Below are 20,882 nucleotides of genomic sequence, written 5' to 3' on the forward strand. Positions count from 1 at the left end.
TGCCGCCGGTGACAGAACGCCTTCAGGACCTGGGAGCGGCCTGGCAGAACGCGCCCTCACTGTTCGTCTACCCCATTCGTGTCCCGCTCCTGGTCCTCGCCTGGATCCTTTTGATCCAGCTGGCCATGAGATGGGTGGTGGCCCCCCTCGGCACGATCATCTCGTGGCTGAGCCCGAAGGCGGCCTGGCTCGTCGGCACCCTGCTCTTCGCCCCGGAGTACGCGTACACGATGAGGCGCATCCGCCAAGGAGCGGGCATTCCCCTGCTGGTGCGCCTCTACGGTGACTGGGCGGAAGGAGTCACAGACTGGACGAGGTCCTCAGGACGGGCGTTGAGCAGACACATGCGCAGGCTCGCCGCTCGGTCCGGGAGGGTCGCCTGCGCACTGGTCTTCCTGTGGATCGCCCTCTACAACGCGCCCGCGTTGAATCACGCGGACGATCCCGATCGACCGAAGGCCCCGGCGACCGTGTGGTGGGAGTCCTTCCACGCGTGGCTGGACGACCCGGGACACCCACTGTGGCAGCACACCCGCACCGCGGGCACGCCCTCGCACCACGCCACTGCCCCGTCCACACCGAGACACCCGGCAACCTGAAACGTAAGCCGGGGCAGGGACGTGAACGACCTACCGGTCGCGCATCCGGGAGAAAACGAGCGGCTGGAGTCTGTCCGTGTTCCTGCCTCACCGACGCTTCGACCGTCGACGCGGTCGCCAGTGGCCATCACCTGGCACACCCGCGCTCGCAGCCCGCTCCGCCCACGCCAACGCTTCTTGGCGCGTCTTCAGCGTGTCCGGATGAGCCGGACCCTGCACACGGCACCGGTCCGACACCAACTCCGCCAAGGCCGCCGCGGCACCTGCCGCGTCTCCCACCTCGCCCCGCCAGAAGGCCAGGTTGTGGCGGGCGGCCAGGGTGTCCGGATGATCAGGGCCCTGCACCCGCCTCCGGTCGGACACCAGCTCCGCGAAGGCGTCCGCGGCACCGGCCGCATCCCCCGCCTCACCTCTCCAGCGAGCCAGACTGTGCCGCACGGCAAGGCTGCTCGGGTGGGTGGGGCTCTGCGCACGCAACTGGTCGGCCAGCAACTCCGTCAACGCCTCAGCGGCTTCCCGTGCGTTACCGGCCTCTCCCCGCCAGCGGGCCAGACTGTGCCGTACGGCAAGGGTGTTGGGGTGGTCAGCGCCCTGGATCCGCAACTGGTCCGCCCGCAGGGCCGTCAGGGCCTCAGCCGCCCCCGCGGGATTGCCCAGCTCTCCCCGCCAGTGGGCCAGACTGTGCCGTACGGCGCGGGTGTTGGGGTGGTCAGCGCCCTGGATCCGCGACTGGATCGCCATCAGCTCCGCGAGCGCGGCGGCTGCCTTCGCGGCGTGACCCGCCTCGCCCTGCCACCGGGCCAGATTATGACGAGCGGCCAAGGTATCCGGATGATCAGGGCCCTGCAAACGACGCCGGTCGGACACCAGTTCCGCGAAGGCGTCCGCGGCACCCGCCGGGTCCCCCGCCAAACCCTTGCAGTGGGCCAGGTTGTGGCGGGCGGCCAGCGTGTCCCGGTGATCTGCGCCCTGTACACGTCTCCGGTCGGACACCAGTGCCGCGAACGCCTTCGCCGCGCCCGCCGCGTCACCCGCCTCACTCGTCCAGGACGCCAGATTGTTGCGGGCCGCCAGAGTGTCGGGATGGTCGACGCCAAGATGCTGTACGGCCCTGTCGTGCACCGCGTGGAAGTGCTCGACGGCGGCCGTGAAACGACCCGATTCTCCCAGGCTTCGCCCCGCGCGATGGAGGACGCGGTGCACACCGCCCGAGTAGAGGGCCGCGTCCTCGGCCACGTGCGCCAAGACAGCGGTGTTGGCGCGGAGCGCCTGCGCCATCGGAGTGTCGAGTTCCGACTCGGGCCAAACGGCCATCAAGGCGTCGGCCACGGCACGGGCCAGGCCGCCACGGTCCTCAGGGGTGAGGCTGTCTCGCGCCGTGCGCTGGACGAGTTGGTGGACTCGGACGGTTCTCACGGGATCGTCGGGGGTGTGGTCGAGGAGGCTGAGCCGATGCGCGGCGCGCAACGCCAGTGCGGCATCCCGCGCCGTGGGAGCGGCGGCGCCGGACGGTGCGCGCGTTCCAGTCAGAGCCAGGTACTCCAAGGCCGGAGCACTGGTCAGAACGGCTTGGGGAATCCCGTTGGGGTCCAGCATGCCGGCCATGCACAGGATCGGACGCGCGAGACCGACCGGGGGCAGGCGGTCCGCCCGTTCCAGGGACAACGACCATGCCGCCGCAACCTTGGCCTTCTGCTCGTCGGGCAGCGCGTGCGGCGCCGCGTCGTCCAGGGTGCGCGTACGGTCGGCAAGCAACGCCCGGTAGTCAGGGATGCCTTGCCCGGCGTCGATGAGGTAGGCGGCGGCCTGTGACAGAGCCAGCGGGAGATATCCCAGGTCGCGCGCGAGCGCGGCGATCTGAGCCGCGTGCACGGGAGTCTCGGGCACGCCAAGAGCCTTGCTCAGGTATGCGGTGGCCTCGTCAGCCGTGAACGTGCCGATGTCGATGCGGGGCCGCCCCTCACCCACCAGCGCGGCGTCCCGGCGCCGTGTGGTGACCAGGGTCCGCCCGCGCGGATGCGGCGGCGGCCACAAACCGTCCAAGTCTCCCGGGTCGACCACGTCGTCCAGCACCACCAGCCAGCGACATCGAGGGCGCCCCGGCGACTCCTCCAGCCATTCCAGGAACACCTCCGCAGCGTGTTCACGCTCACGTCTGTCGGCCCCGCACAACTCCTCCCCCGCGCGGGCATAGGTGTCCACGACCGCACCTCGGTCGGCGGCATTCACCCACACCAGGAGGTCGACCTCCGGACTGCCGAAGACGGTGCGCGCGTACTCCGCCGCCAGCTGCGTCTTACCCACCCCGCCCAGGCCGCTGAGGACCAGCCCCGTCGCACCCGTATCACCTCCACCGTCCAGCAGGGAACGCAACTGGGCAGCCTCCGCCCGGGCTTGGAACCCTGACGAGGGTCGCGGAACGACACCCACCTTGTGCGGCCGGCCAGTCGGCTCCCAAGGGCCGGCACCCTTACGTGCGTTCGTGGCATGGACCGTCAGAGAGTGCACGTATCCGCTCACGGCAATTCCGCCATGCGTCGCCCTTGCCGAGCCGGTGTCACTGATGACTACGGACCTCCACGGCGCCCATGCCCACCGACCCGCCGCGCCGGCCCTACGCCATTTCCAGGCCATCGCTCTTCCGCTCCAACGCTCCCGGCACCGGCCCACACCATCACGCCCGAGAGCCGCAACGGCACAAGTCCGCGGTCGGCCCCTTGGCCGGCACCCCTCACCCGCGTGGCAGGCGCCGACGCCTGCGCTCTACTGGAAGCTCGCCCCCGTATTGGCCTGGCCTCCCTCGGCGTCCGCGTCGCCCGTCCCGGTGACCTCCACCCTCGCCGGGTCGACCAGACCGGCGGGAAGGGCCACGCCCGTGTTCGCGCTGCCACCGCCGCGAGCGGTAGCGCTGCCGGTGGCGGAAACCCGAATGCTGCTGCCAGAAGATTCGGTGGCTGAGGCAACAGCGGCCCAGAGGGCCGTCCCGAGCGAGGCGATACCGACGAAGGCCGACACCACGCCGGCGACCTGATTGGCATGATCCCAGGTCAGAAAGCAGGTGGCGCCCGCAAGGAGGCCCATTGCCAGTCCGGAAGCCATCACGACGACTCGTTGCATCCCCGTCATCGCTCCATCATGACCTCGCACCTCCGGAGTCGCGTCCGGTTCGTGAATAGCCCAACACGCTGCACGGACCGGCTGGTTGAATGTGCGGCGAGACTGCCCGCAGCCGCACGGGGCACTCGCCGTCACTTCCTTGGCATTAACGCCCTGCTTCGGCCCCAGTTTTCCGGCGGTGGATGCGCATGATCGTCGCAACGTTGCGGGCTCAGAGTGCCAGGGCGGTGGTGAATGTCCGAGTCGGGGTCTGCCAACTCAGTGTCTTGCGGGGGCGGTTGTTGAGCCTCTGCTCGATGACACGGAGGTCGTCAGCGGTGTGCAGGGACAGGTTCGTGCGCTTGGGCAGGTACTGCCGGATCAAGCCATTGGTGTTCTCATTCGTGCCTCGCTCCCAGGGACTGACAGGGCGCGCGAAGAAGATCCCGTCGGTGAAGCAGGGCGCGAGTTCGTGATGGCGTGACATCTCGGAGCCCTGGTCCCAGGTGAGACTGCGGCGTGCTGCGGGCGGCACTTTGCGGTCGGCCCGCGGGCTGCTTTTGAGCGTGCAGAAGGCAACGGGACGACAGCGGCTCACGTTGCGTGCCGCCGCGGGGCGGTGGCGTTGATAGCACTCTCGGTCCTGGGTGCGTAGCGGCAAATCGAGCCGGGTGCTGGAGCGAGCGGCCGACATGCTGAGCGAGCGCGGACGTCGTGGAAGTCACTAGGTGCGCCCCAGGCCTCACTCGGGTTTCCAAAGGAGGAGTCGCGTGAGGGAATATGTGACGGGAGGGTATGGAGGTAATGCCGTGATGTGATAGATGGACGGCTAGCTTTATGCTGATTCGCAGTCGGGTGTTTTCCTGCTGGTGATGCCACAATCAGCGATGTAGCAGACAGGGAGACGACCGATGGTAAATCAGCGTCCGGGAAATGCGGCGGTTCAGCGCTTACAGTTGCGCACCGAGTTGCGAAAGTTTCGCGAACAAGTAGGGCTGACCCAACGCCAGGTTGCGAAGACGATGGAGTGGTCTCCGAGTAAACTGCTGCGCATTGAATCGGGTGAGGTGGGAATATCCGTTCACGACCTCCGGCCCTTGTTGAGTTGCTATCGCGTCCGTGACGAAGGGGTCATTGAACGGCTCCTCGATCTGGCGCGGGGCAGCCGGAAGATGCCGTTCGCCGAGTACCGCGATGTCTATGGCCAGCCGTTCTTGAACTTCCTGGCTATGGAGTCCTCTGCGTTCATCACACGTGCCTTTCAGCCGCTGGTGGTCCCCGGCCTGTTGCAAACGGAGGACTATGCGGCAGAGTTGAGCAGGGCCTACAGTGCGGATCGGTTCTCCGAGCCGCAACTGCAGCGTCTGATCGAAGGACGTCTCCTGCGCCAGGAGGCTCTGGATCGCGACGAGGGCGAGACCTACTTCATCGTGGACGAGGCCGTGTTGCGCCGTCAGATCGGTGGGCCCCAGGTCATGCGCAGGCAGCTGCGTCGCCTCGCCGAGTTGGCAGCGCACCCACGCCGCCAGATTATGATCTTCCCGTTCAGTAGCGGGACGCCTGCCTCGCAAGGCCCTTTCACACTCTTCGAGTTCGAGGAGCAGGGGATTCCTCCGTTTGTCTACCTTGAGAATCTTCGAACACCCCCTGACGTCAGCACGGACGAAGGCGAATTCAATAAGCTACTGGCATTGTTTTGGGACTTGGAGGAACGTTCCATCAAAGGGGATCAAGTGCCGCAGATCTTGCTGCAGATGGCCGAGCACATGGAGACGGCACCGCACGACCTGGTGCTCCCTTCTCCTGAGTCGGCCGCCGAAGACTCCTGATCCGCGCGCGAGCTGGGGCGAAATGGCGGACACCCCGGGTGATCCCCACGGTGGCTCGACCGACCATGCACTGTTCGTGTGCCCCCGGCGCACGGGCAGCAGAAAGGGGCGCACGGAAGCGGGCGGGGCTCAGCGGACATCGTGGCCGGACATGCCTGTGGCTCCGCTTCAGCGGAGCCACAGCTGGGGCAAGCCCGCTGCAACGGGGTGCGCCCCTCGGCTGATCGCCCGGGCCACCGGTAGACCAGCGTATGCACCACGGTCGCGCATCCCCGGCGCATTGGCAATCGGTGCTGGTCGACAGAGCCTCTTCGGGCCGGGCGGCGAACCGTACGTACATGGTGTGCTCAGCCAGACGTCGGCATAAACCATCAATCTGCTAGCCAGCTTATGGCGGGATTGCTGTCAGCCGCACATCCAGATGGCTTCGTCCTGGACGGAGTTTTCTGCCGGAATTCCCACGTCCACGCTCGTGCCGGTTTCGGGTGCGTGAATGACCAAGTACCGGGGTGGGAATCTGCTTGCAGACAGGGCTCCGTCTGCAAGCGGGGCCGCTGCGTTCCATGAAGTCCCGGGCCACCTGGAGTAGCCGTGTCCGACCATGAAAGCCTTCCAGGAAAAACCTCCGAAGGCACCCGCCTCGCTCACCTCTCACACATCCACATCATCGCGGCCGCGATTGTCGCAGTGGCCTCGTTGGCTACAGCCGTTCTCATCCTGGTCGTGAGCCCCACCGAGTCGGGTCTGGCTGCAGCCGGCGCCGTCGCAACCGCGGGCTTCGCCCTGGCCGGGCGGCTGAGCGGCTCGCCCCGCTGACGGTCGGCGCACCTCCCGTAAGTGCTGCGGACTCGCCACCTGCTTACGACGAGCCCGCAGCACTCGCCGCCCGTCACCTGCCGATGATCGTGCCCCTCCTAGCGTCACCCGCCGCCTGCAGGAAGAGACTCCAGGGCTGGGCGGCAAAGGCCAGCCGCCCCTGGGCGGCATCCTTGGTGTCCCGCACCAGGACATCCCGCCCCGTCCACGCCACTTCGACACACTGATCGGCCTGCATGTCGCTGTAGGAGGACTTCCGCCACGACCACGAAGAACGCATGTACATGCCTTACTCTCACAGCCGTCACGCACCACCGCGCACCGGCCAACCACACGACGAAGAGGCCGACTTGCCCCTTCTGGGAGGTTTTGAGTGTACTTGGAGCGTCCGCTCCCGCTGCCCACTCACCCACCCCGTGCGCACGCTTCAGCACGACAAACTGCGCATGGCGCCGAGAGGTTACCGTCGCACCACATGCCATGCCTCCCTCATCCTGGAACTCGTTGCCCAGCCGTAGCCAATGCGCGGCCGGGACGTGCCCTCCCCGCTGTGCGCGCAAGGCCGGCGGCTTAGGGTGGCTGGGGCACGCCACCTGATCACCGGAGTTGATGCAGAGTTCCCGGAGCCGGAGTACGGAACCCCCGCGTATCTGGCCAACTATCAGGCAGCAAATCCCGACCGAGAGGGCTCACGCGGCGCCCGTAGGTAACGTGAACCACTGGGTGCGTCGCTGGCCCCGTGCCGTCGTCGGCATTACGGACGTCAGCGGGGCCGGAGACGATGAAGGTGGGCGAATCCGCCCTCACAGGACGGCAGTTACCGTAGATCTGCGGCCGCACGCTTCCGTGACCCTGGATCCGGTGGTTCTTTACAGCACGAGAGAGGCATCGGAGCCTGTCCAGGTCGAGCGGTGCGCGACTACCACAAACGCGAGTGGGACTGTTCGAAGAGACCTGTTCATCCCGGTACGGCGGGTGGACATAAGCTACCGCCTTCCGCGCAAGCTGTTCTGACCTGGCCGACCAGATGCCAAGGGGGCCCGCAGAAGCTTCATCCTCGGGGCCCGACTTCAATGACTGAGCTGTTTCAGCGTGGCCGCTCCAGGGTGAGGACCGCAGCGCAGATTGACGTCCTTCGATTCGGGCTGCACCGGGACCTTCGAAATATCCGCCACGACTTCAGCCGTGCGACGCCGCGTTCGACCGGCGCTCGTACCGCGGACAGCGCGCGGTTGACGGCCTGTTGGGTAGGCGTGAGGTCACGGCCGGGTGGGCGTCTGAGGGCAGTTGTCACCCATGGTCCGGCTCCCACGGAGGCGCGGTCGGCGAGGACCGGGATGCCCTGGCGCTCACAGATCCGGATGATCCGGTGGGCGGGGGCGGCGGTCAGGTCGTGCGCGCGGCCGGGCAGCGCGGGCGAGATGACGTAGTCGGGGTCGGCCTCGCGCAGGGCGCGCAGCAGGCCGGGCGCGCGGTCGGCGAGCAGATTGATGACTGCGGTGGTGGGGCGGTCACCCTCTCGGGTGACGATGAGTATGGTGACCCACTCGACCAAGGGCGTGTGGCAGATCGAGTGCGGCAGGATAGGCAACCAACGAGGCTCCTGCGCCGATGAGTTGAGACGACGAACACCTCCCTCAACGGCACGGGAGCCTCGTGCGTGGCGCACACCACCGGGCACACCCGATCAGTGGCCACTCTGATACAGCTCGCTCAGTCGCCGCCTGCCTCGTGACCAAGGCTGACGCGTTCTCAGCTGGCGAGATGAGCTGATCGCCTGTGCACGCGCCGCTGCGTGCAGTCCGGTTCGGCAACGAGAGACGCACCCCCTCATGATCAAGGTGCCTTTGATCACGAACAGGCGTCGCGTTCGCGTGCCACTGGTCCACTTTTTAGGCGTCGCCGCCACCGCACTTCACCCGAACCGCTCAGATGGAGTCCCACACCTTGAACCAGCCGATGTTGTCGTTCGCCTGGGCACCGACGTAGGGCGTGCCGAACCCGTAGTAATAGACGGCGCCGCCGTTGTTCAGGACGGCCTGCTGGCCGTCGCAGCTGTTGTAGGTGATGAACGAGGAGATCGACTTACGCCACCACCAGTCGGCGGTCAGGACGTATCCGGCCGCGTCGCAGGGGCCGTAGTCCCCGTATATGTCGGTACTGGCGCCGCCGTATTCGGCGTGCTCATACCAGGTCACGAGCAGGGTCCGGCCGCTGACGCTGACCGCTTGCGTCCCGGCCTCGGAACAGGTCCGACTCTTCACACGGGAGACCTTCTCTTGCGGCTTCACCCGCTCCACCACCACGGCACAGTGCTTGGCGTTCGCCGGCTCAGACGCCGATGCCTGCGGTGCGAGTCCGACGAGGCCGATGAACGAAGCGGCCACGGTCAGTGTGGCGGCCGTACGCGCGTACAGGGACATGGATGCTCCTCGCGGCTGGGCTGACAGGGCATTGCGTGCCGCAAGCCTAGGAAGGCGCATCGTGCAGCGGTCCCTGACAGATGTCAGGAGCAAGGCAGGGCAGCGTGGCGGACCCTTGCTTGACGAACCCCTCCGTCCTTGACGTGCCTCTCCACCATCATCGGTCCGGCGCCTCGTGAACAGATCCCTTCCGTGCCCCTGCCCCTTCGTCGGTGGTGCCCGTCATCTGGTGGCGGTTCGAGCCCGCGGCAGGCGCCAAGGGGAACTGTCGCCGAGCAGTGTGGCAACACGGACCGCAGATCAAATCCCGCTCAAGAGGGCGGGACATGCCCCCGGAGTAGGGCAGAGCGGCGAGGCCGAGGGCTTCGCCGCGGCTTATCAGGCCTGGACCGCGAACTTCCAGACCGCGCCCTCCGCTGTCCAGTTCGCTTCCTGACGCCAGGACCACAGCATCACCCCACCGCAGGCGGACTTCTCACCGACGCCCACCTGCAACTCCTGCTTCAGATCCTCAACCAGCGCTACGGCGCGCCACCCGAGCCCATCTCCCCGGAACAGCAGGCGGACGATGAACCGTCCTGGCACGAGAACACGCTGCATACCCCGACGCTGCAGCCCTTGCTGACGACGTCGCCACAGTGAGCACCTGGTGGCTGGAAGGCGGCCCCAACGGCACACGCTTCGTCTTCGACGTCTGGCTCGACACCCTCACACCCATCACCGATTCCTGACCTGCCGGCGTCGCTGCGAGTTCCATCCCACGGTGGTCCACCAGCACCTGCATGCCCCTCCGGACCGTGCGATCGTCGTCCCGGCACTTGATGACGCAGCTGGGGACAGACGTGAACAAGGTCGGCCTGTACGTCAAGTTCCGCACTCAGCCCCGGGTAGCGCGACGTCCTGGCCAAGGTCCTGCTGCTCCTCCTGCCGTACGGACGGCAGGAGGAGCAGCAGGACTCCCCCGAGAGGCGGCCTCAGTCGCCGACCTACAGTCGGTGGGCAACGTCCAAAGGCATCGCTGCGCCCTATGGCCCGGACTCCCACGGCTGAACAACCTGCATCAAAGCCGATGAACGGGTCAACTCGGCTGCGGCGGCCGCCATCGTGCTACGGCACCGCCGGCCTCGCCCAAGCCCGGCACCTCGCCGCGCTTCCCCGCAGCGACGCCGACCGTCACCTGGACACCGAGAACGCGCTCGCGGTTGTCTGCGCCGACCCGTCCTCTCAGGGTGAGTTGACGCAGCCCGGCGGATGGGCCCGATGCATAACCGGGCCCATCCGGGCGCCGGACCCTAGGCGCTGTTTCTCGGATCTCCCTCCGTGGGCGGGATGTTGGGGACAGGCTGACTCCATGGGACGCGGAGACCTGACGAATGCGGAGTGGGATCGGCTGGAGTCGTTCTTACCTCGCGGTGGTACACGTGGGGGCCGATGGAGCGATCACCGACGGGTGATCAACGGGGTGCTCTACCGGGTCCGGACAGGGGTCCAGTGGCGGGATCTGCCAGAGCGGTTCGGGCCGTGGGAGACGGTCTACAAGCGCCATCGCCGCTGGTCGGCAGACGGCACCTGGCAACTACTTCTGTCGAAGGTGCAGGCCGTCGAGGACGCCGCGGGCCGGATCGACTGGGAGGTGTCCGTCGACTCCACGGCGGTGCGGGCCCACCAGCACGCCGCCGGCGCAAGGAAGGCACCGCCCCCCGTGGCTGCTCAAAAGGGGGTTCGCGCGAGGACGAACCAGGTCGATCCGGTGCTTCGGAAACTTGCCCTCCGGCTGGAGGAGGTGGTCAGGTCGGCGAGTGCCTGGGACGTTCCCGCGGCGGCTTCACCACCAAGATCCACCTCGCAGCCGACGGACGATGCCGACCGCTCTCCGTACTCCTGACACCAGGCCACTACGGTGACGGCCCCCAGCTGCAGCCCGTCCTGGAGCAGGTGTCCGTGCCGCGTGTCGGGGTCGGGCGGCCGCGCAGCCGGCCCGACCATGTCATGGCCGACAAGGCCTACACATCCCGCGAAAACCGCCGCTACCTGCGACGACGCGGCATCTCGCACACCATCCCCGAACGACTCGACCAACGCAGACACCGACGCAACCGCGGTTCCCGCGCTGGCCGCCCCACCGGGTTCGACCGCGAACGCTACAAGAAGCGCAACACAGTTGAGCGAGCCATCAATCGTCTCAAAGGCTTCCGCGCCGTCGCCACACGCTACGAGAAACGGGCCTACACCTACCTCGGCACAGTTACCCTCGCAGCACTCGTCATCTGGCTCCGCACATGATCCAAGAAACAGCGCCTAGTACCAGCCGGTGCAGGTGATGTTCGTGTTGTACCCGGAGTCCCCGCAGGCCCGCATGAGGTAGCCGTTGGGGTCCCTCCAGGCTTCGGTGTGCACGCTGGTTCCCGCGTCGACCTGGCGCCAGCCCAGCTGCGGCTCCCAGGTCTTGCCGCCGTCGTCGCTGCGGTCGACCCAGACGTGCATGCCGACGGCGCCGTTGGTGACCCGGCCCCAGGCACAGGTGCTGTTCCCGGAGCCGTTGTACCTCAGCTCGAAGAGCTGACCCCTGGCTCCGACCGCCGAGCGAGCGGTCCCGGTCACCGGGCTGGTGCTGCAGCCGTCCGCGGCAGTGGCGGTCGTAGCCGCTCCGGACATGGCCAGCAGTCCCGTGGTCATGGCCAGCGCCGAGACGGTGGCCGCTACCTTCGTGTTCATGCGCATGTGGCGTGTTCCCCCTTGGGAGCCTCGGGGCTCCCGTGGTCGGTTTCGGCTTGCGTGAACCATCCTGCTGTCGGGTCGTCAGGGGGAACAGTTCACGGACCGTCCATGCGTGAACGGTCCGCCGGAAGCCGATCGAGCTGTCGCTGCACCTCCTTGGCCTCCTGGTCACGGCCCTGCCGCCGGTACAGGTCGCGGGCTTTGAGCCACACCTCTCGGGCCCGGTCGTGCCGGCAGAGGGCGGCGTACGGATGACCGAGCCGCTCAAGCGTGTCGGCGGCCTCGTAGAGGTTGTCGAGATCGCGGTACAGACCGATGGCCTGGCGGTAGTGCTCGACGGCGTCGAGGTGGCGGCCGCTGTGGTGGTCGATGTAGCCGAGACTGTCCAGGGTCTGCGCCTGCCCGTTCACGTCCCGATGGTGCCGGTACAGGGCGAGGGCGGCCTGGCAGTGCCGGCGGGCGGTGTCGTCGGCTTGGCCGAGGAGCGCGGCGTACCAGCCCACGGCGTTGAGTGCGTTGGCCTCCGCGATCGGCTGGTCGAGGCCGCGGTAGAGGTCCAGTGCGCGCCTGGCGTGCTCCAGCGCCCGGCGGCCGTCCGGCCAGATCGACGCAAGCGTGTAGTGCGCCTGGGCCTGCAGGGCGCGATCGTTTTGCTGCTCGCTCAGGGCGAGGGCCTGGTTCAGGGCGTCGATCGCCTCCTGGTGGTGTCCCAGCACGACGTGCGCGCGGCCGAGAAGCCGGTGGGTGAGGATCTGGGCGCCGGGATCGGGAAGCAGACGCGCGGAGTCGACCGCGATCCGCCACACGGCGAGCTGGTCCTGGCGGTGGCCTCGCCGGTAGTGGTAGTCGTTCAGCGTCCAGGCCAGCTGCCATGACGTACCGTGCCACGCGTGCGTGACGGCGGTGCGTTGCGCGGCGAGCAGGTTACGGTGCTCGGTGTCGAACCAGTCCATCGCCGCCGGGATGTCGGGCAGCGCCGGAGGCAGGCAGCCAGGATCCAGCGGTCCGAGCTCGATGGGCTCGCGGTGGGAGTCCAGGAGACGGGCGGCGGCATGCGCGGTGTGCGTGTAGTAGGCCAGGGCCCGCCGCAGCGCCCTGCTCCGCGCGTCGTCGGCCGGGGCGTGGGCGGTGGTGACGTAGCGCCGGATCAGGTCGTGCATCCGGTAGCGGCCGGCTGCGTCCCGGCTGATGAGCGAGCCCTGTTCCAGCCTGCGCAGTACGGCCCTGGTCCGGCTCAGGTCGCGGCCGGTGAGGCTGGCAGCGGCCCTTAGGCCCGTGTCGGGCCCGGGGGCGATCGCGAGCAGCCCGAGCACCTCAGCCTCCTCGTCGGTCAACGCGCGATGGGACGACGAGAGCACGGCGGGCAGGCTCGCCGCGGGATCGGCGTCCTCGAGTACGTCGAGGGCGTCGTCGCGCAGTTCGTCGGCGAGCTCGGCAAGCGACAGGTGCGGATGGGTGTGGGCCCGCCCGGCCATGATGCTCAGCGCCAGCGGGAACCCGCCGCACAACCGGATGAGTTCACCCACGGCCGCTGGTTCGGCCTCGATACGTGCCGCGCCGAGCCGGGCGACCAGGAGCGCGCGGGCCTCGGCGTCGGGCAGTGTGTCCACGGACAGCAGGTGGGCACCGTGCCCGGTGATCAGGCCCGACAGCCGGTTGCGGCTGGTGACCGCCACGACGCAGCTGTCACTGCCCGGCAGCAACGGGGTGACCTGGGCGGTGTCGACAGCGTTGTCGAGCACCAACAGCATCTGCTTGTCCGCCACCAGGCTGCGGAACAACGCCTCCTGCGCGTGCGGAGCGACGGGGATGCGGTCGGGCTCGACACCCAGCGCGTCGAGGAATCCGCGTACCGCCACGGCCGGATCCATCGGATCACTGTCGGGGCTGAAGCCACGTAAGTCGACGAAGAGCTGCCCATCGGGGTAGCGGTCGGCGTTGCGGTGCGCCCAATGCAACGCCAGCCACGACTTGCCCACTCCGCCGGCGCCGGCGATCGCGGCGACGACCACGGTGGGCGCCTCGCCCGAACCGGCCCGCATCGCGGCGTCCAGCAGGTCCAGTTCCTCCAGGCGGCCCACGAACGGCGCGGGCGGGGCAGGCAGTTGGCGCGGCACGGGGACAGTCGAGGGTTCCGCCGCGCCCGCCGCCGCGGCCAGCAGTTTGTCCAGTTCCACCGACCGCAGCTCGAGCGCCGCGGCCAGTTGGCGCACCGACGCGAGCTGGGGGTTGCGGCGTCTGCCGCTCTCCATGCCGCGGATCGTGCTGACCGAGACGCCGGAACGCTCCGCCAGCGCCTCCTGCGTCAGCCCCGCGCGCAACCGAAACCGGCGAATCGCCGCAGCCAAATGATCGCCCACAGGAACCTTCCTACCAGGGAGATCAGCCACCCGTGACCGGTTCGACGGCACCGGCACCGCCCCCACACACGTCCTAGCATGGGCCTGCCGGATGAGCAGCCCGAGAGTGCGGCCCTGCGCAACGGTGACCGCATGATGGTCCACGCTCAAGCGAGTCCTCCGCCGACGAGCCCGCCCCGCACGCCTTCGGCTACGTACCCTCCTGTCTGAGCGTTCCACCGAAACCAGAAGGCCCCCCGCCCCTGCAAGCCCCTTGCCCTGTCACCAACGTGCCCGAACAGCACAGAGCCTCGAGGGCCTGGCCGAGGTCCTACGGCCTCCAGCGTCGGGCCGGCGGGCACGCACGTGGCTGTCAGATCACACCAAGGGATCGTGGCTGACACCTGACGGTGGCACGGCTGTGGCGCGTACTTCACCGTCGCCTACAGACCTGCGCCGTCGCCCCACGTTCACTTTCCGGCCACTCTCAAGACTCCCGGAATCAACCCTCCTTTCTCACGTGCTCCTCATGCGCCGTTGGTTGCGTATGCGAGGCCGGTCGGTCCGCAACGTATGAGCGAGGAGGCGCATGGTGTTCCTGTCCAAAGCAGCCGCGGCGCGCGAGGGCCAGGCAGACGAATCCGGGGAGGGGGACAGCGGGGCTTGCGTCAGCGAAGAACCGCTGCACGTGGCCAGTCGGCTTCACGCCTTCAACCGGTTCGAGCTGAAGTACCTGGTCCCGGTGGAGCAGGCAGCCGAGATCCGCGACGAGCTGGCCGAGCGGATGGACCGCGACCTGCACAGCCCGGTCGGCGGGTACGGCGTGTGGAGCCTGTACTACGACACCCCTCAGCTTCGGTTCTACTGGGAGAAGATCGAGGGGCTGAAGTTCCGCCGCAAGCTGCGCGTCCGTCACTACGGAGACCTCGACCAGGTCACCGACGACTCGCCGGTCTGCGTCGAGATCAAGCAGCGGGTCAACCGGGTCACTCAGAAGCGTCGTATCACCCTCCCCTACGGCGTGGCACGACGGTTGTGCGACGGCCGTGAGCTCGTCGAGCACACAGCGAAGGAGAGCGCCTTCATCCAGGAGGTGCTGGAACTGATCGTCCGGCTGAACCTGCAGCCCACCGCGATCACCGGATACCAACGCGAGGCCCTCGTCGGGCGGGACGCGGACACCGGTCTGCGGGTCACCTTCGACCGGCGCATCCGCGGCAGGGACCGGGATTTCCACTTCGGCATCCAGGCGCCGGAGAACCGGTTCACGATCCCGCCGCACATGTCGGTGATGGAGATCAAGGTGAACGAGCGCACTCCGCACTGGATCACCGATCTCGCGGCCCGGCGCAACCTCAGCCTCGTACGGATCTCGAAGTACGTGCAGTCCGTCGAGGCGTTCGGCCTCGCCCCGCGCTCGGTCTTTCACATCAACGAGGCGGACTGTCCGCCGCCCACCCCCACTGATGAGCAGCCGCATCCGCAGCGGCCGACGCAGCACGATGCGTCGTTGAAGGTAGGAGCACAGTGAACTTCGATCTCGAACTTCAGGAACTGAGCGGCACGTTCAGTGTGGCCGACGTCGTGGCGGCGATGGCGTTGTCGTTCATTCTGTCCACGCTGATCGGCTACGTGTACCGGTACACGCACCGCAACGTCTCCTACAGCCAGTCCTATGTGCAGACCCTGGTCATCGTCGGCATGATCGTCGCCCTGATCATGCTGGTCGTCGGGTCGAACCTGGCACGTGCTTTCTCGCTGGTCGGCGCGTTGTCCGTGGTCCGTTTCCGCAATGCGGTCAAAGAGACCAGGGACGTCGGCTTCATCTTCCTGGCCATGGCCATCGGTATGGCCTGCGGTGCCCGCTTCTACACTCTGGCCGCCGTGGGCGCGGTCGTCATCTGCGCCGTCGTCCTGGTGATGTTCAAGTTCAACTGGTTCGCGCTGAACGTGCAGCGTCAGGTCGTCAAGGTCCAGGTCCCGGCCGGTGACGACTACACGCCCCAGATCCGTGACGTGCTGATCAAGTACACCAGCGAGTTCGAGCTGGTCAGCACGGAGACGATCCGCGGTGGCGCGCTGAGCGAGGTCTTCTACACGGTGCGGCTCAAGAAGGGCGCTGAGCCCGGCGACCTGGTCAGCGCCCTTCAGGAACGCACCTCCGGCCAGCGGGTCACTGTTCTGACCGGCTACGACACGACGGACCTGTGATGAGTGGCGAGACCACGGTGCAGCGCGGGCGACGGCTGCGGGACCGGCTGCCCGTGCGGCTGCGCCACCACTGGAAGCCGGCCGCGGCGCTGGGCGTCGGGCTCGCCTCCATGGTCTATTTCCTCGGCGACGCACGGATCTCTCCGTACGTGACGTCGTCCTCCCGTGCCGAAGCGGACGCCATCACCGACAACGTCGAGGGCACGGTGGACCTGTACGACACGTCGGTGTCGCACTCGTTCCAACTCACCTACCAGCAAACCGACTTCAACAAAATGATGAAGGAGTTCAAGGAGGACGGCACCAAGGACTACATCGAGGCCGACCTCGTCATCGACGGCGTCTACCTCAATGACGTCGGGATCCGCCTCAAGGGCAACTCCACGTTGTCGTCCCTGCGCGGCAACAGAGGCATGCCCGGTGGCGGCCGGGACCTGCCCGATGCCGCGCAGGGCGCTCCGGCCGGCGCCGACGGTGCCGCCGGAGGCCGGGACCGCGGCCAGGGCCAACAGGCCGGCGGCGGTCCCGGCGGAATGGGCGGCGGCGGTGGCATGGGCGGGATGGTGCAGTACGACCTGTCCGCCGACAAACCCGAGGAGCTGCCCTGGCTCGTCAAGATCGACGAGTACGTCGAAGGGCGCGCCTACCAGGGCGAGCGGCAGATCTCGCTGCGACCCGGCACCAATGGGCAGGTTCCCCTCAACGAGGCGCTGTCACTGTCCTTGACGAAGAAGAGCGGACAGAAGGCCGAGCGCTACAGCTTCACCGAGCTGAAGGTGAACAGCCGGCCCGCCGTCACCCGCCTCATGGTCGAGGCGCCGGACACCGACTACGCCGACGACGTAGCCGACGGCAACGTGGTGCTGTACAAGGCCAGGGCGAGTGGCAGCTTCGAATACCGCGGGGACGACCCGACCGAGTACGAGTCCTCGTTCAAGCAGCTCAACAAGAAGGGCAGCCAGGACCTCGAACCGGTGATGAAGCTCATCAAGTGGGTCAACAGCGCCTCGGACGACGAGTTCGCCCGAGACCTCGACAAGTACGTGGACGTCGGATCGCTGGCCACGTACCTCGCCGCGCAGAACCTGCTACTCAACTTCGACGACATGGCGGGCCCCGGCAAGAACTACCTGCTCGCGTACGACCTGGACACCAAGAAGTTCTCCGTCCTTGGCTGGGACTACAACCTGACCTTCAGTGGAGACGCCGCGGCCGGACCGGACGACTCGATCAGCATGGGCGGGGGCATGCCGGGCGGCGACGCGGATGCCGGAGGCAAGGCCGACGACGAAGCCACGGGCGGGAACGACACGGAGCAACCCTCGGCGGGCGGCGCGATGCCGTCCGGTCTCCCGCAGGAGCTGCCCAGCGGGATACCAGAGGGCATGCCCGAGGGAATGCCGGAAGGGATCCCCAGCGGCATGCCAGAAGGGATGCCCGGCGGAGCGTCCGGCGGGGGCGAGGACGCGGGCGGCAAGGGTGGCGCGGGCGGCAGGGGTGGTGGGGGTGGCTTCATGCAGCACGCTCTGAAGACCAGGTTCCTGGATTCCGACGCCTTCGACGACGTCTACAAGACGGCGTACCGGAAGCTCTACCAGACGTTCTACGGCTCGGGAACGGCGGCGAAGGAACTGAGGGCCGTCGCTGAGCAGGCACGCTCGGCAGGGGCGGACTCGAAGGAACTGGACACCGCGGTGGCCAAGCTCACCACCACCGTCACCGACCGCACCACAGCCTTGGCCAAGGACAAGGAAGTGACCGGCTGAGAACCCCGGCATCCCGGGCCGCCTGCCCCGAGGGCGTGTCCGGGATGCCGGAATGAGCTCTTTGAGTGCCTTCATCCACAGATTCTGTTCCTACTATTGCGCCGCCCGACCAGGACCCGCCCTGCATCGGTTTCCGTGCCTGTAGTTCCTGAGGTGCCAGAACGTGATCGACCAGCACAGCCACACGCGCACAGCCACCTCCGGACACACCGTCCTGGTCGTGGAGGACGACGCCAGCATCCGCGCCCTGCTCACCTCCGCGCTCAGCGTGGCCGGATACGCCGTGGCCGGCGCAGCCACCGGACAGGAAGCCATGTTCGAGGCCGGCAACCGCCGCCCCCACCTGATCGTCCTGGACGTGATGTTGCCCGACACCGACGGTTTCCAGCTCACCCGCGACCTGCGCGCCCAGGGCGTCTACACGCCGGTGCTCTTCCTCACCGCCCGCACCGGCGTCGAGGACCGCATCATCGGCCTGAGCTCCGGCGGTGACGACTACGTCACCAAGCCCTTCCACGTCCAGGAGGTACTGCTGCGCGTCCGTGCCATCCTGCGGCGCAGCAACGCCCCCGCCTCCGTGACCGGCACCAGTCCGCCGCTGCGCTACGCCGACCTCACTCTGGACCAGGCCACTCACGAAGTGCGGCGCGGCAACCGCCCGCTCAAGCTGTCGCCGACCGAGTTCCGCCTCCTGGCCTGCTTGCTCGGCCACCCCGAACGCGTACTGGAGAAGGCCGAGATCCTTCAGCAGGTCTGGCAGTACGACTTCTCCGGCGACACCCGCATCGTGGACACCTACATCAAGAACCTGCGCCGCAAGATCGACCGCGATCCACCCGCGCTCGTGCACACCGTCCGGGGGGTCGGATACTGCCTGCGCCTGCCGCGTGACGGGGCGCAGGAGACCGAGCGATGAAGTGGCCCCGCCAGCTGCGCCCGCGCTCCCTGCGCAGCCGCCTCGTCCTGATAGCCGGGCTGCTGGCCACCAGCGCCGTCCTCGTCTGCCAGCTCGCCGGACTGGCCGTCCTCCGCGGCTGGCTCACCGATCAGGTGGACAACCGCCTCTCCCATTTCCGGCCCCCGAGCCGGGTGTACGAGGACATAGCCGACGACGGGACGCTGCGACCTCCGCACCCCGACGACGCACTGCCCTCCGACTACCGCGTCTTCTTCTACGACGAGACCGGGAACCTGCTGCGCACCTCCCTGGGCAGCGGCGACGGCCCAGGCCCCCGGCTCCCGCAGCGGGCAGCCGACCTGCACCTGACCGCCGGTCGGCCGAGCACCGTTCCAGCCGAGGACGACGCCTCGGGATCCGGCTGGAGAGTGATCGCCTACTCCGGTCCCGACCACATGCGCACCGTCGTCGCTCTCCCCCTGGACACCGTGGACGGCGCCACCGCCAAACTCCTCTGGCTCAGCCTCGGCCTGGGCGTCGCCGTGGCTATCGGCGTCGTGACCCTGGGCAACGGCGCCGTCCGCCTGGGTCTGCGGCCCCTCACCCGCGTCGAGCACACCGCCCAGCACATCACCGACGGCGCTCTCGAACTCAACGTTCCCGTGGCACACCCGGACACCGAGGTCGGCCGGCTCGGTCTGGCCCTCAACACCATGCTCGACCGTCTGCGGACCGCCCTGCACCGCACGGAGACCTCCGAAGCGCAGCTGCGTCACTTCATGGCGGACGCCGGCCATGAACTACGTACGCCGCTCACCGCCATCCAGGGCTTCGCCGAACTCCTCCTGGACGAACCCGACATGCCGGCCGCGCGGCGGCGCGAGGCGCACGCCCTGCTCGCCCGCAACGCCGACCGCATGAGCCGTCTCGTCGACGACCTGTTCCTCCTCGCCATGCTCGACGACTCACCCGCAGCCCACCGGGAACCCATCGATCTCCTCTCCCTGACCGCGGATGCCATCGCCACCACCGCGATACGCCACCCCCACCGGTCCATCACCCTGGAGCCACTCGCGTCTCATCCCACCGAGCCCGAGCGTGACCTCGACATCGTCGAGACTTCCGGGGACCCCCATCAACTCGCCCAGGTCCTGGGCAACCTGCTGTCCAACGCCTGCACACACACGCCCGCCGACAGCAGCATCCGGGTCCGGATCGGCGCCACGCCAGCGCCTGCCGCCGGGCAGGTCGGCAGCGGCAGGACGCTGCCGCCCGGCACATCCGTGTGCGTCATCGAAGTCGCCGACGACGGCCCCGGCATCAAGCCCGACGAGGCTCCCCATGTGTTCAACCGCTTCTACCGTGCGACACCGCTCGAACCGGCGAGGGAGTCGGTCTGCGAGACCGGTCCCGAACCCAGCGCAGGCCTGGGACTCGCCATCGCCGCGGCCATCGCCGCAGCCCACGGCGGACGCCTCGACCTGGACAACCGCCCCGGGGAAGGCTGCACATTCCGCCTGCTTCTGCCTGATCCCACGACTGCTCCGGAGGACTACGCCGATGAGGCTCACGACGCTCCGCATCGCCGGTGAGGACCGCACCGCAGCCGCCCGCGTCGACAAGAAGCACTTCACGCTCCGGCCTCAAACCGACGTGTGGGCCCTGATCGCATCGGGCCCGGACTGGGCACAACAGCCGCGACCCACAAAGACGAACAGCTCCCCCTCCACGCCGCGCAGACGACGGAGCCCCCATTCACCCCTCGCAGAGCCATCCGCGCAGGACCCAACTACCCGTCACGCGTCAAGGAACTGAAACAACACTGTCCAGCGGTGCCGCCCCTGACCAACACCCGCCCGCACACCACATCCCCACGATCACGGCGCTCCGCCACATCGCCGGGCTATGTCGTCGTCCACCATCTGTACACCGGCAACCACTCAACGGAACCGCCTGAATCCCTCCCCTGCGCGCAACCGAGCGGCCCACTCGATCCTCCTGACAGGGCCGACTCTGGTAACTCCCCACGGGCGGCCGAGGCCTGACTCTGACGGTCACACTCGGCGGCCGGCTGGTCCAGAGGGCAAACACATCCGTCCGCTCGAATCCGGACAGAGCCTCTACAGCACCATCACTATGGAGAGCCCGGCCGCCCCCGGACACGGCCTCAGGGCTTGACCGCAGCCA

Annotated in this window: 16 protein-coding genes and 3 pseudogenes; 10 read left to right on the forward strand and 9 right to left on the reverse strand. The window is 68.0% G+C overall.

Annotated features, from left to right (window positions below; genetic code table 11):
• The first annotated feature begins 8 nt into the window (after nt 1–8).
• Nucleotides 9–599 (forward strand): hypothetical protein, encoded by a 591-nt coding sequence (locus tag ACFUO4_RS40335; RefSeq protein WP_383494750.1) that lies wholly within the window; start codon nt 9–11, stop codon nt 597–599.
• 87 nt (nt 600–686) lie between these two features.
• Here ACFUO4_RS40335 and ACFUO4_RS40340 read toward each other — a convergent pair whose 3' ends face one another.
• The 3 genes from ACFUO4_RS40340 to ACFUO4_RS40350 form a co-directional block, all read right to left on the reverse strand.
• Nucleotides 687–3,233: a tetratricopeptide repeat protein gene (locus tag ACFUO4_RS40340; RefSeq protein ID WP_383494753.1), complete on the reverse strand. Its 2,547-nt coding sequence runs from the start codon at nt 3,231–3,233 to the stop codon at nt 687–689.
• A 129-nt stretch (nt 3,234–3,362) separates the two neighbouring features.
• Nucleotides 3,363–3,725 (reverse strand): hypothetical protein, encoded by a 363-nt coding sequence (locus ACFUO4_RS40345; RefSeq protein ID WP_383494756.1) that lies wholly within the window; start codon nt 3,723–3,725, stop codon nt 3,363–3,365.
• A 202-nt stretch (nt 3,726–3,927) separates the two neighbouring features.
• Nucleotides 3,928–4,389 (reverse strand): IS30 family transposase, encoded by a 462-nt coding sequence (locus ACFUO4_RS40350; protein ID WP_383494759.1) that lies wholly within the window; start codon nt 4,387–4,389, stop codon nt 3,928–3,930.
• A 217-nt stretch (nt 4,390–4,606) separates the two neighbouring features.
• Between ACFUO4_RS40350 and ACFUO4_RS40355 the strand changes: the two genes are divergently transcribed.
• Both ACFUO4_RS40355 and ACFUO4_RS40360 read left to right on the forward strand, forming a co-directional pair.
• Nucleotides 4,607–5,524, forward strand: coding sequence for a helix-turn-helix domain-containing protein (locus tag ACFUO4_RS40355; protein WP_383494762.1), 918 nt, complete (start codon nt 4,607–4,609; stop codon nt 5,522–5,524).
• Nucleotides 5,525–6,115: 591 nt separating this feature from the next.
• The gene (locus tag ACFUO4_RS40360) at nt 6,116–6,340 is read left to right on the forward strand and encodes a hypothetical protein (protein WP_383494765.1); all 225 of its coding nucleotides are present in this window, start codon (nt 6,116–6,118) and stop codon (nt 6,338–6,340) included.
• A 73-nt stretch (nt 6,341–6,413) separates the two neighbouring features.
• Here the strand turns inward: ACFUO4_RS40360 and ACFUO4_RS40365 are convergent, their stop codons facing one another.
• From ACFUO4_RS40365 to ACFUO4_RS40380, 4 genes and pseudogenes are all read right to left on the reverse strand, one after another.
• Nucleotides 6,414–6,620, reverse strand: a complete 207-nt coding sequence (locus ACFUO4_RS40365) for a DUF397 domain-containing protein (RefSeq protein ID WP_383494768.1) — start codon at nt 6,618–6,620, stop codon at nt 6,414–6,416.
• Nucleotides 6,621–7,427: 807 nt separating this feature from the next.
• A pseudogene (locus ACFUO4_RS40370) lies at nt 7,428–7,935 on the reverse strand (transposase family protein).
• Nucleotides 7,936–8,268: 333 nt separating this feature from the next.
• Entirely contained in the window at nt 8,269–8,763 is a 495-nt protein-coding gene (locus ACFUO4_RS40375) for a hypothetical protein (protein WP_383494771.1), read from the reverse strand.
• A 378-nt stretch (nt 8,764–9,141) separates the two neighbouring features.
• Nucleotides 9,142–9,363 (reverse strand): hypothetical protein, encoded by a 222-nt coding sequence (locus tag ACFUO4_RS40380; RefSeq protein ID WP_383494774.1) that lies wholly within the window; start codon nt 9,361–9,363, stop codon nt 9,142–9,144.
• 312 nt (nt 9,364–9,675) lie between these two features.
• Here ACFUO4_RS40380 and ACFUO4_RS40385 point away from each other — a divergent pair.
• Together ACFUO4_RS40385 and ACFUO4_RS40390 are read left to right on the forward strand one after the other, a co-directional pair.
• Nucleotides 9,676–9,813 (forward strand): annotated as a pseudogene (locus ACFUO4_RS40385) (DUF899 domain-containing protein); the annotation flags it as partial.
• A 301-nt stretch (nt 9,814–10,114) separates the two neighbouring features.
• A pseudogene (locus ACFUO4_RS40390) lies at nt 10,115–11,046 on the forward strand (IS5 family transposase).
• Nucleotides 11,047–11,061: 15 nt separating this feature from the next.
• Here the strand turns inward: ACFUO4_RS40390 and ACFUO4_RS40395 are convergent.
• Both ACFUO4_RS40395 and ACFUO4_RS40400 read right to left on the reverse strand, forming a co-directional pair.
• Complete coding sequence (locus ACFUO4_RS40395; RefSeq protein ID WP_383494777.1) at nt 11,062–11,478, reverse strand: glycosyl hydrolase; 417 nt, start codon at nt 11,476–11,478, stop codon at nt 11,062–11,064.
• A gap of 98 nt (nt 11,479–11,576) precedes the next feature.
• Nucleotides 11,577–14,060 carry an ATP-binding protein gene (locus ACFUO4_RS40400; protein WP_383494780.1) on the reverse strand — a complete coding sequence of 828 codons (2,484 nt, stop codon included), beginning with the start codon at nt 14,058–14,060 and terminating at the stop codon, nt 11,577–11,579.
• Nucleotides 14,061–14,502: 442 nt separating this feature from the next.
• Here ACFUO4_RS40400 and ACFUO4_RS40405 point away from each other — a divergent pair, with 442 nt between their 5' ends.
• From ACFUO4_RS40405 to ACFUO4_RS40425, 5 genes are all read left to right on the forward strand, one after another.
• Nucleotides 14,503–15,351, forward strand: coding sequence for a polyphosphate polymerase domain-containing protein (locus ACFUO4_RS40405; RefSeq protein WP_383495017.1), 849 nt, complete (start codon nt 14,503–14,505; stop codon nt 15,349–15,351).
• Complete coding sequence (locus ACFUO4_RS40410; RefSeq protein ID WP_079308886.1) at nt 15,348–16,031, forward strand: DUF4956 domain-containing protein; 684 nt, start codon at nt 15,348–15,350, stop codon at nt 16,029–16,031. The genes ACFUO4_RS40405 and ACFUO4_RS40410 overlap by 4 nt, the downstream gene beginning before the upstream one ends.
• Nucleotides 16,031–17,797 (forward strand): CotH kinase family protein, encoded by a 1,767-nt coding sequence (locus ACFUO4_RS40415; RefSeq protein ID WP_383494783.1) that lies wholly within the window; start codon nt 16,031–16,033, stop codon nt 17,795–17,797. The genes ACFUO4_RS40410 and ACFUO4_RS40415 overlap by 1 nt, the downstream gene beginning before the upstream one ends.
• Before the next feature lie 163 nt (nt 17,798–17,960).
• A complete protein-coding gene (locus ACFUO4_RS40420) occupies nt 17,961–18,713 on the forward strand; it encodes a response regulator transcription factor (protein ID WP_383494786.1) in 753 nt (250 codons plus the stop codon).
• Nucleotides 18,710–20,287: a sensor histidine kinase gene (locus ACFUO4_RS40425; RefSeq protein WP_383494789.1), complete on the forward strand. Its 1,578-nt coding sequence runs from the start codon at nt 18,710–18,712 to the stop codon at nt 20,285–20,287. The genes ACFUO4_RS40420 and ACFUO4_RS40425 overlap by 4 nt, the downstream gene beginning before the upstream one ends.
• Nucleotides 20,288–20,882 lie beyond the last annotated feature (595 nt).

Source organism: Streptomyces sp. NPDC057280, assembly GCF_042668605.1.
GTDB lineage: Bacteria > Actinomycetota > Actinomycetes > Streptomycetales > Streptomycetaceae > Streptomyces.

Excerpts from the sequence above, each read along its gene's own strand:
- ACFUO4_RS40340 (WP_383494753.1), bottom strand. The coding sequence starts at position 3,233 with ATGGCCTGGAAATGGCGTAGGGCCGGCGCGGCGGGTCGGTGGGCATGG.
- ACFUO4_RS40345 (WP_383494756.1), bottom strand. The coding sequence starts at position 3,725 with ATGACGGGGATGCAACGAGTCGTCGTGATGGCTTCCGGACTGGCAATG.
- ACFUO4_RS40350 (WP_383494759.1), bottom strand. The coding sequence starts at position 4,389 with ATGTCGGCCGCTCGCTCCAGCACCCGGCTCGATTTGCCGCTACGCACC.
- ACFUO4_RS40355 (WP_383494762.1), top strand. The coding sequence starts at position 4,607 with ATGGTAAATCAGCGTCCGGGAAATGCGGCGGTTCAGCGCTTACAGTTG.
- ACFUO4_RS40365 (WP_383494768.1), bottom strand. The coding sequence starts at position 6,620 with ATGCGTTCTTCGTGGTCGTGGCGGAAGTCCTCCTACAGCGACATGCAG.
- ACFUO4_RS40375 (WP_383494771.1), bottom strand. The coding sequence starts at position 8,763 with ATGTCCCTGTACGCGCGTACGGCCGCCACACTGACCGTGGCCGCTTCG.
- ACFUO4_RS40380 (WP_383494774.1), bottom strand. The coding sequence starts at position 9,363 with ATGCAGCGTGTTCTCGTGCCAGGACGGTTCATCGTCCGCCTGCTGTTC.
- ACFUO4_RS40395 (WP_383494777.1), bottom strand. The coding sequence starts at position 11,478 with ATGAACACGAAGGTAGCGGCCACCGTCTCGGCGCTGGCCATGACCACG.
- ACFUO4_RS40415 (WP_383494783.1), top strand. The coding sequence starts at position 16,031 with ATGAGTGGCGAGACCACGGTGCAGCGCGGGCGACGGCTGCGGGACCGG.
- ACFUO4_RS40425 (WP_383494789.1), top strand. The coding sequence starts at position 18,710 with ATGAAGTGGCCCCGCCAGCTGCGCCCGCGCTCCCTGCGCAGCCGCCTC.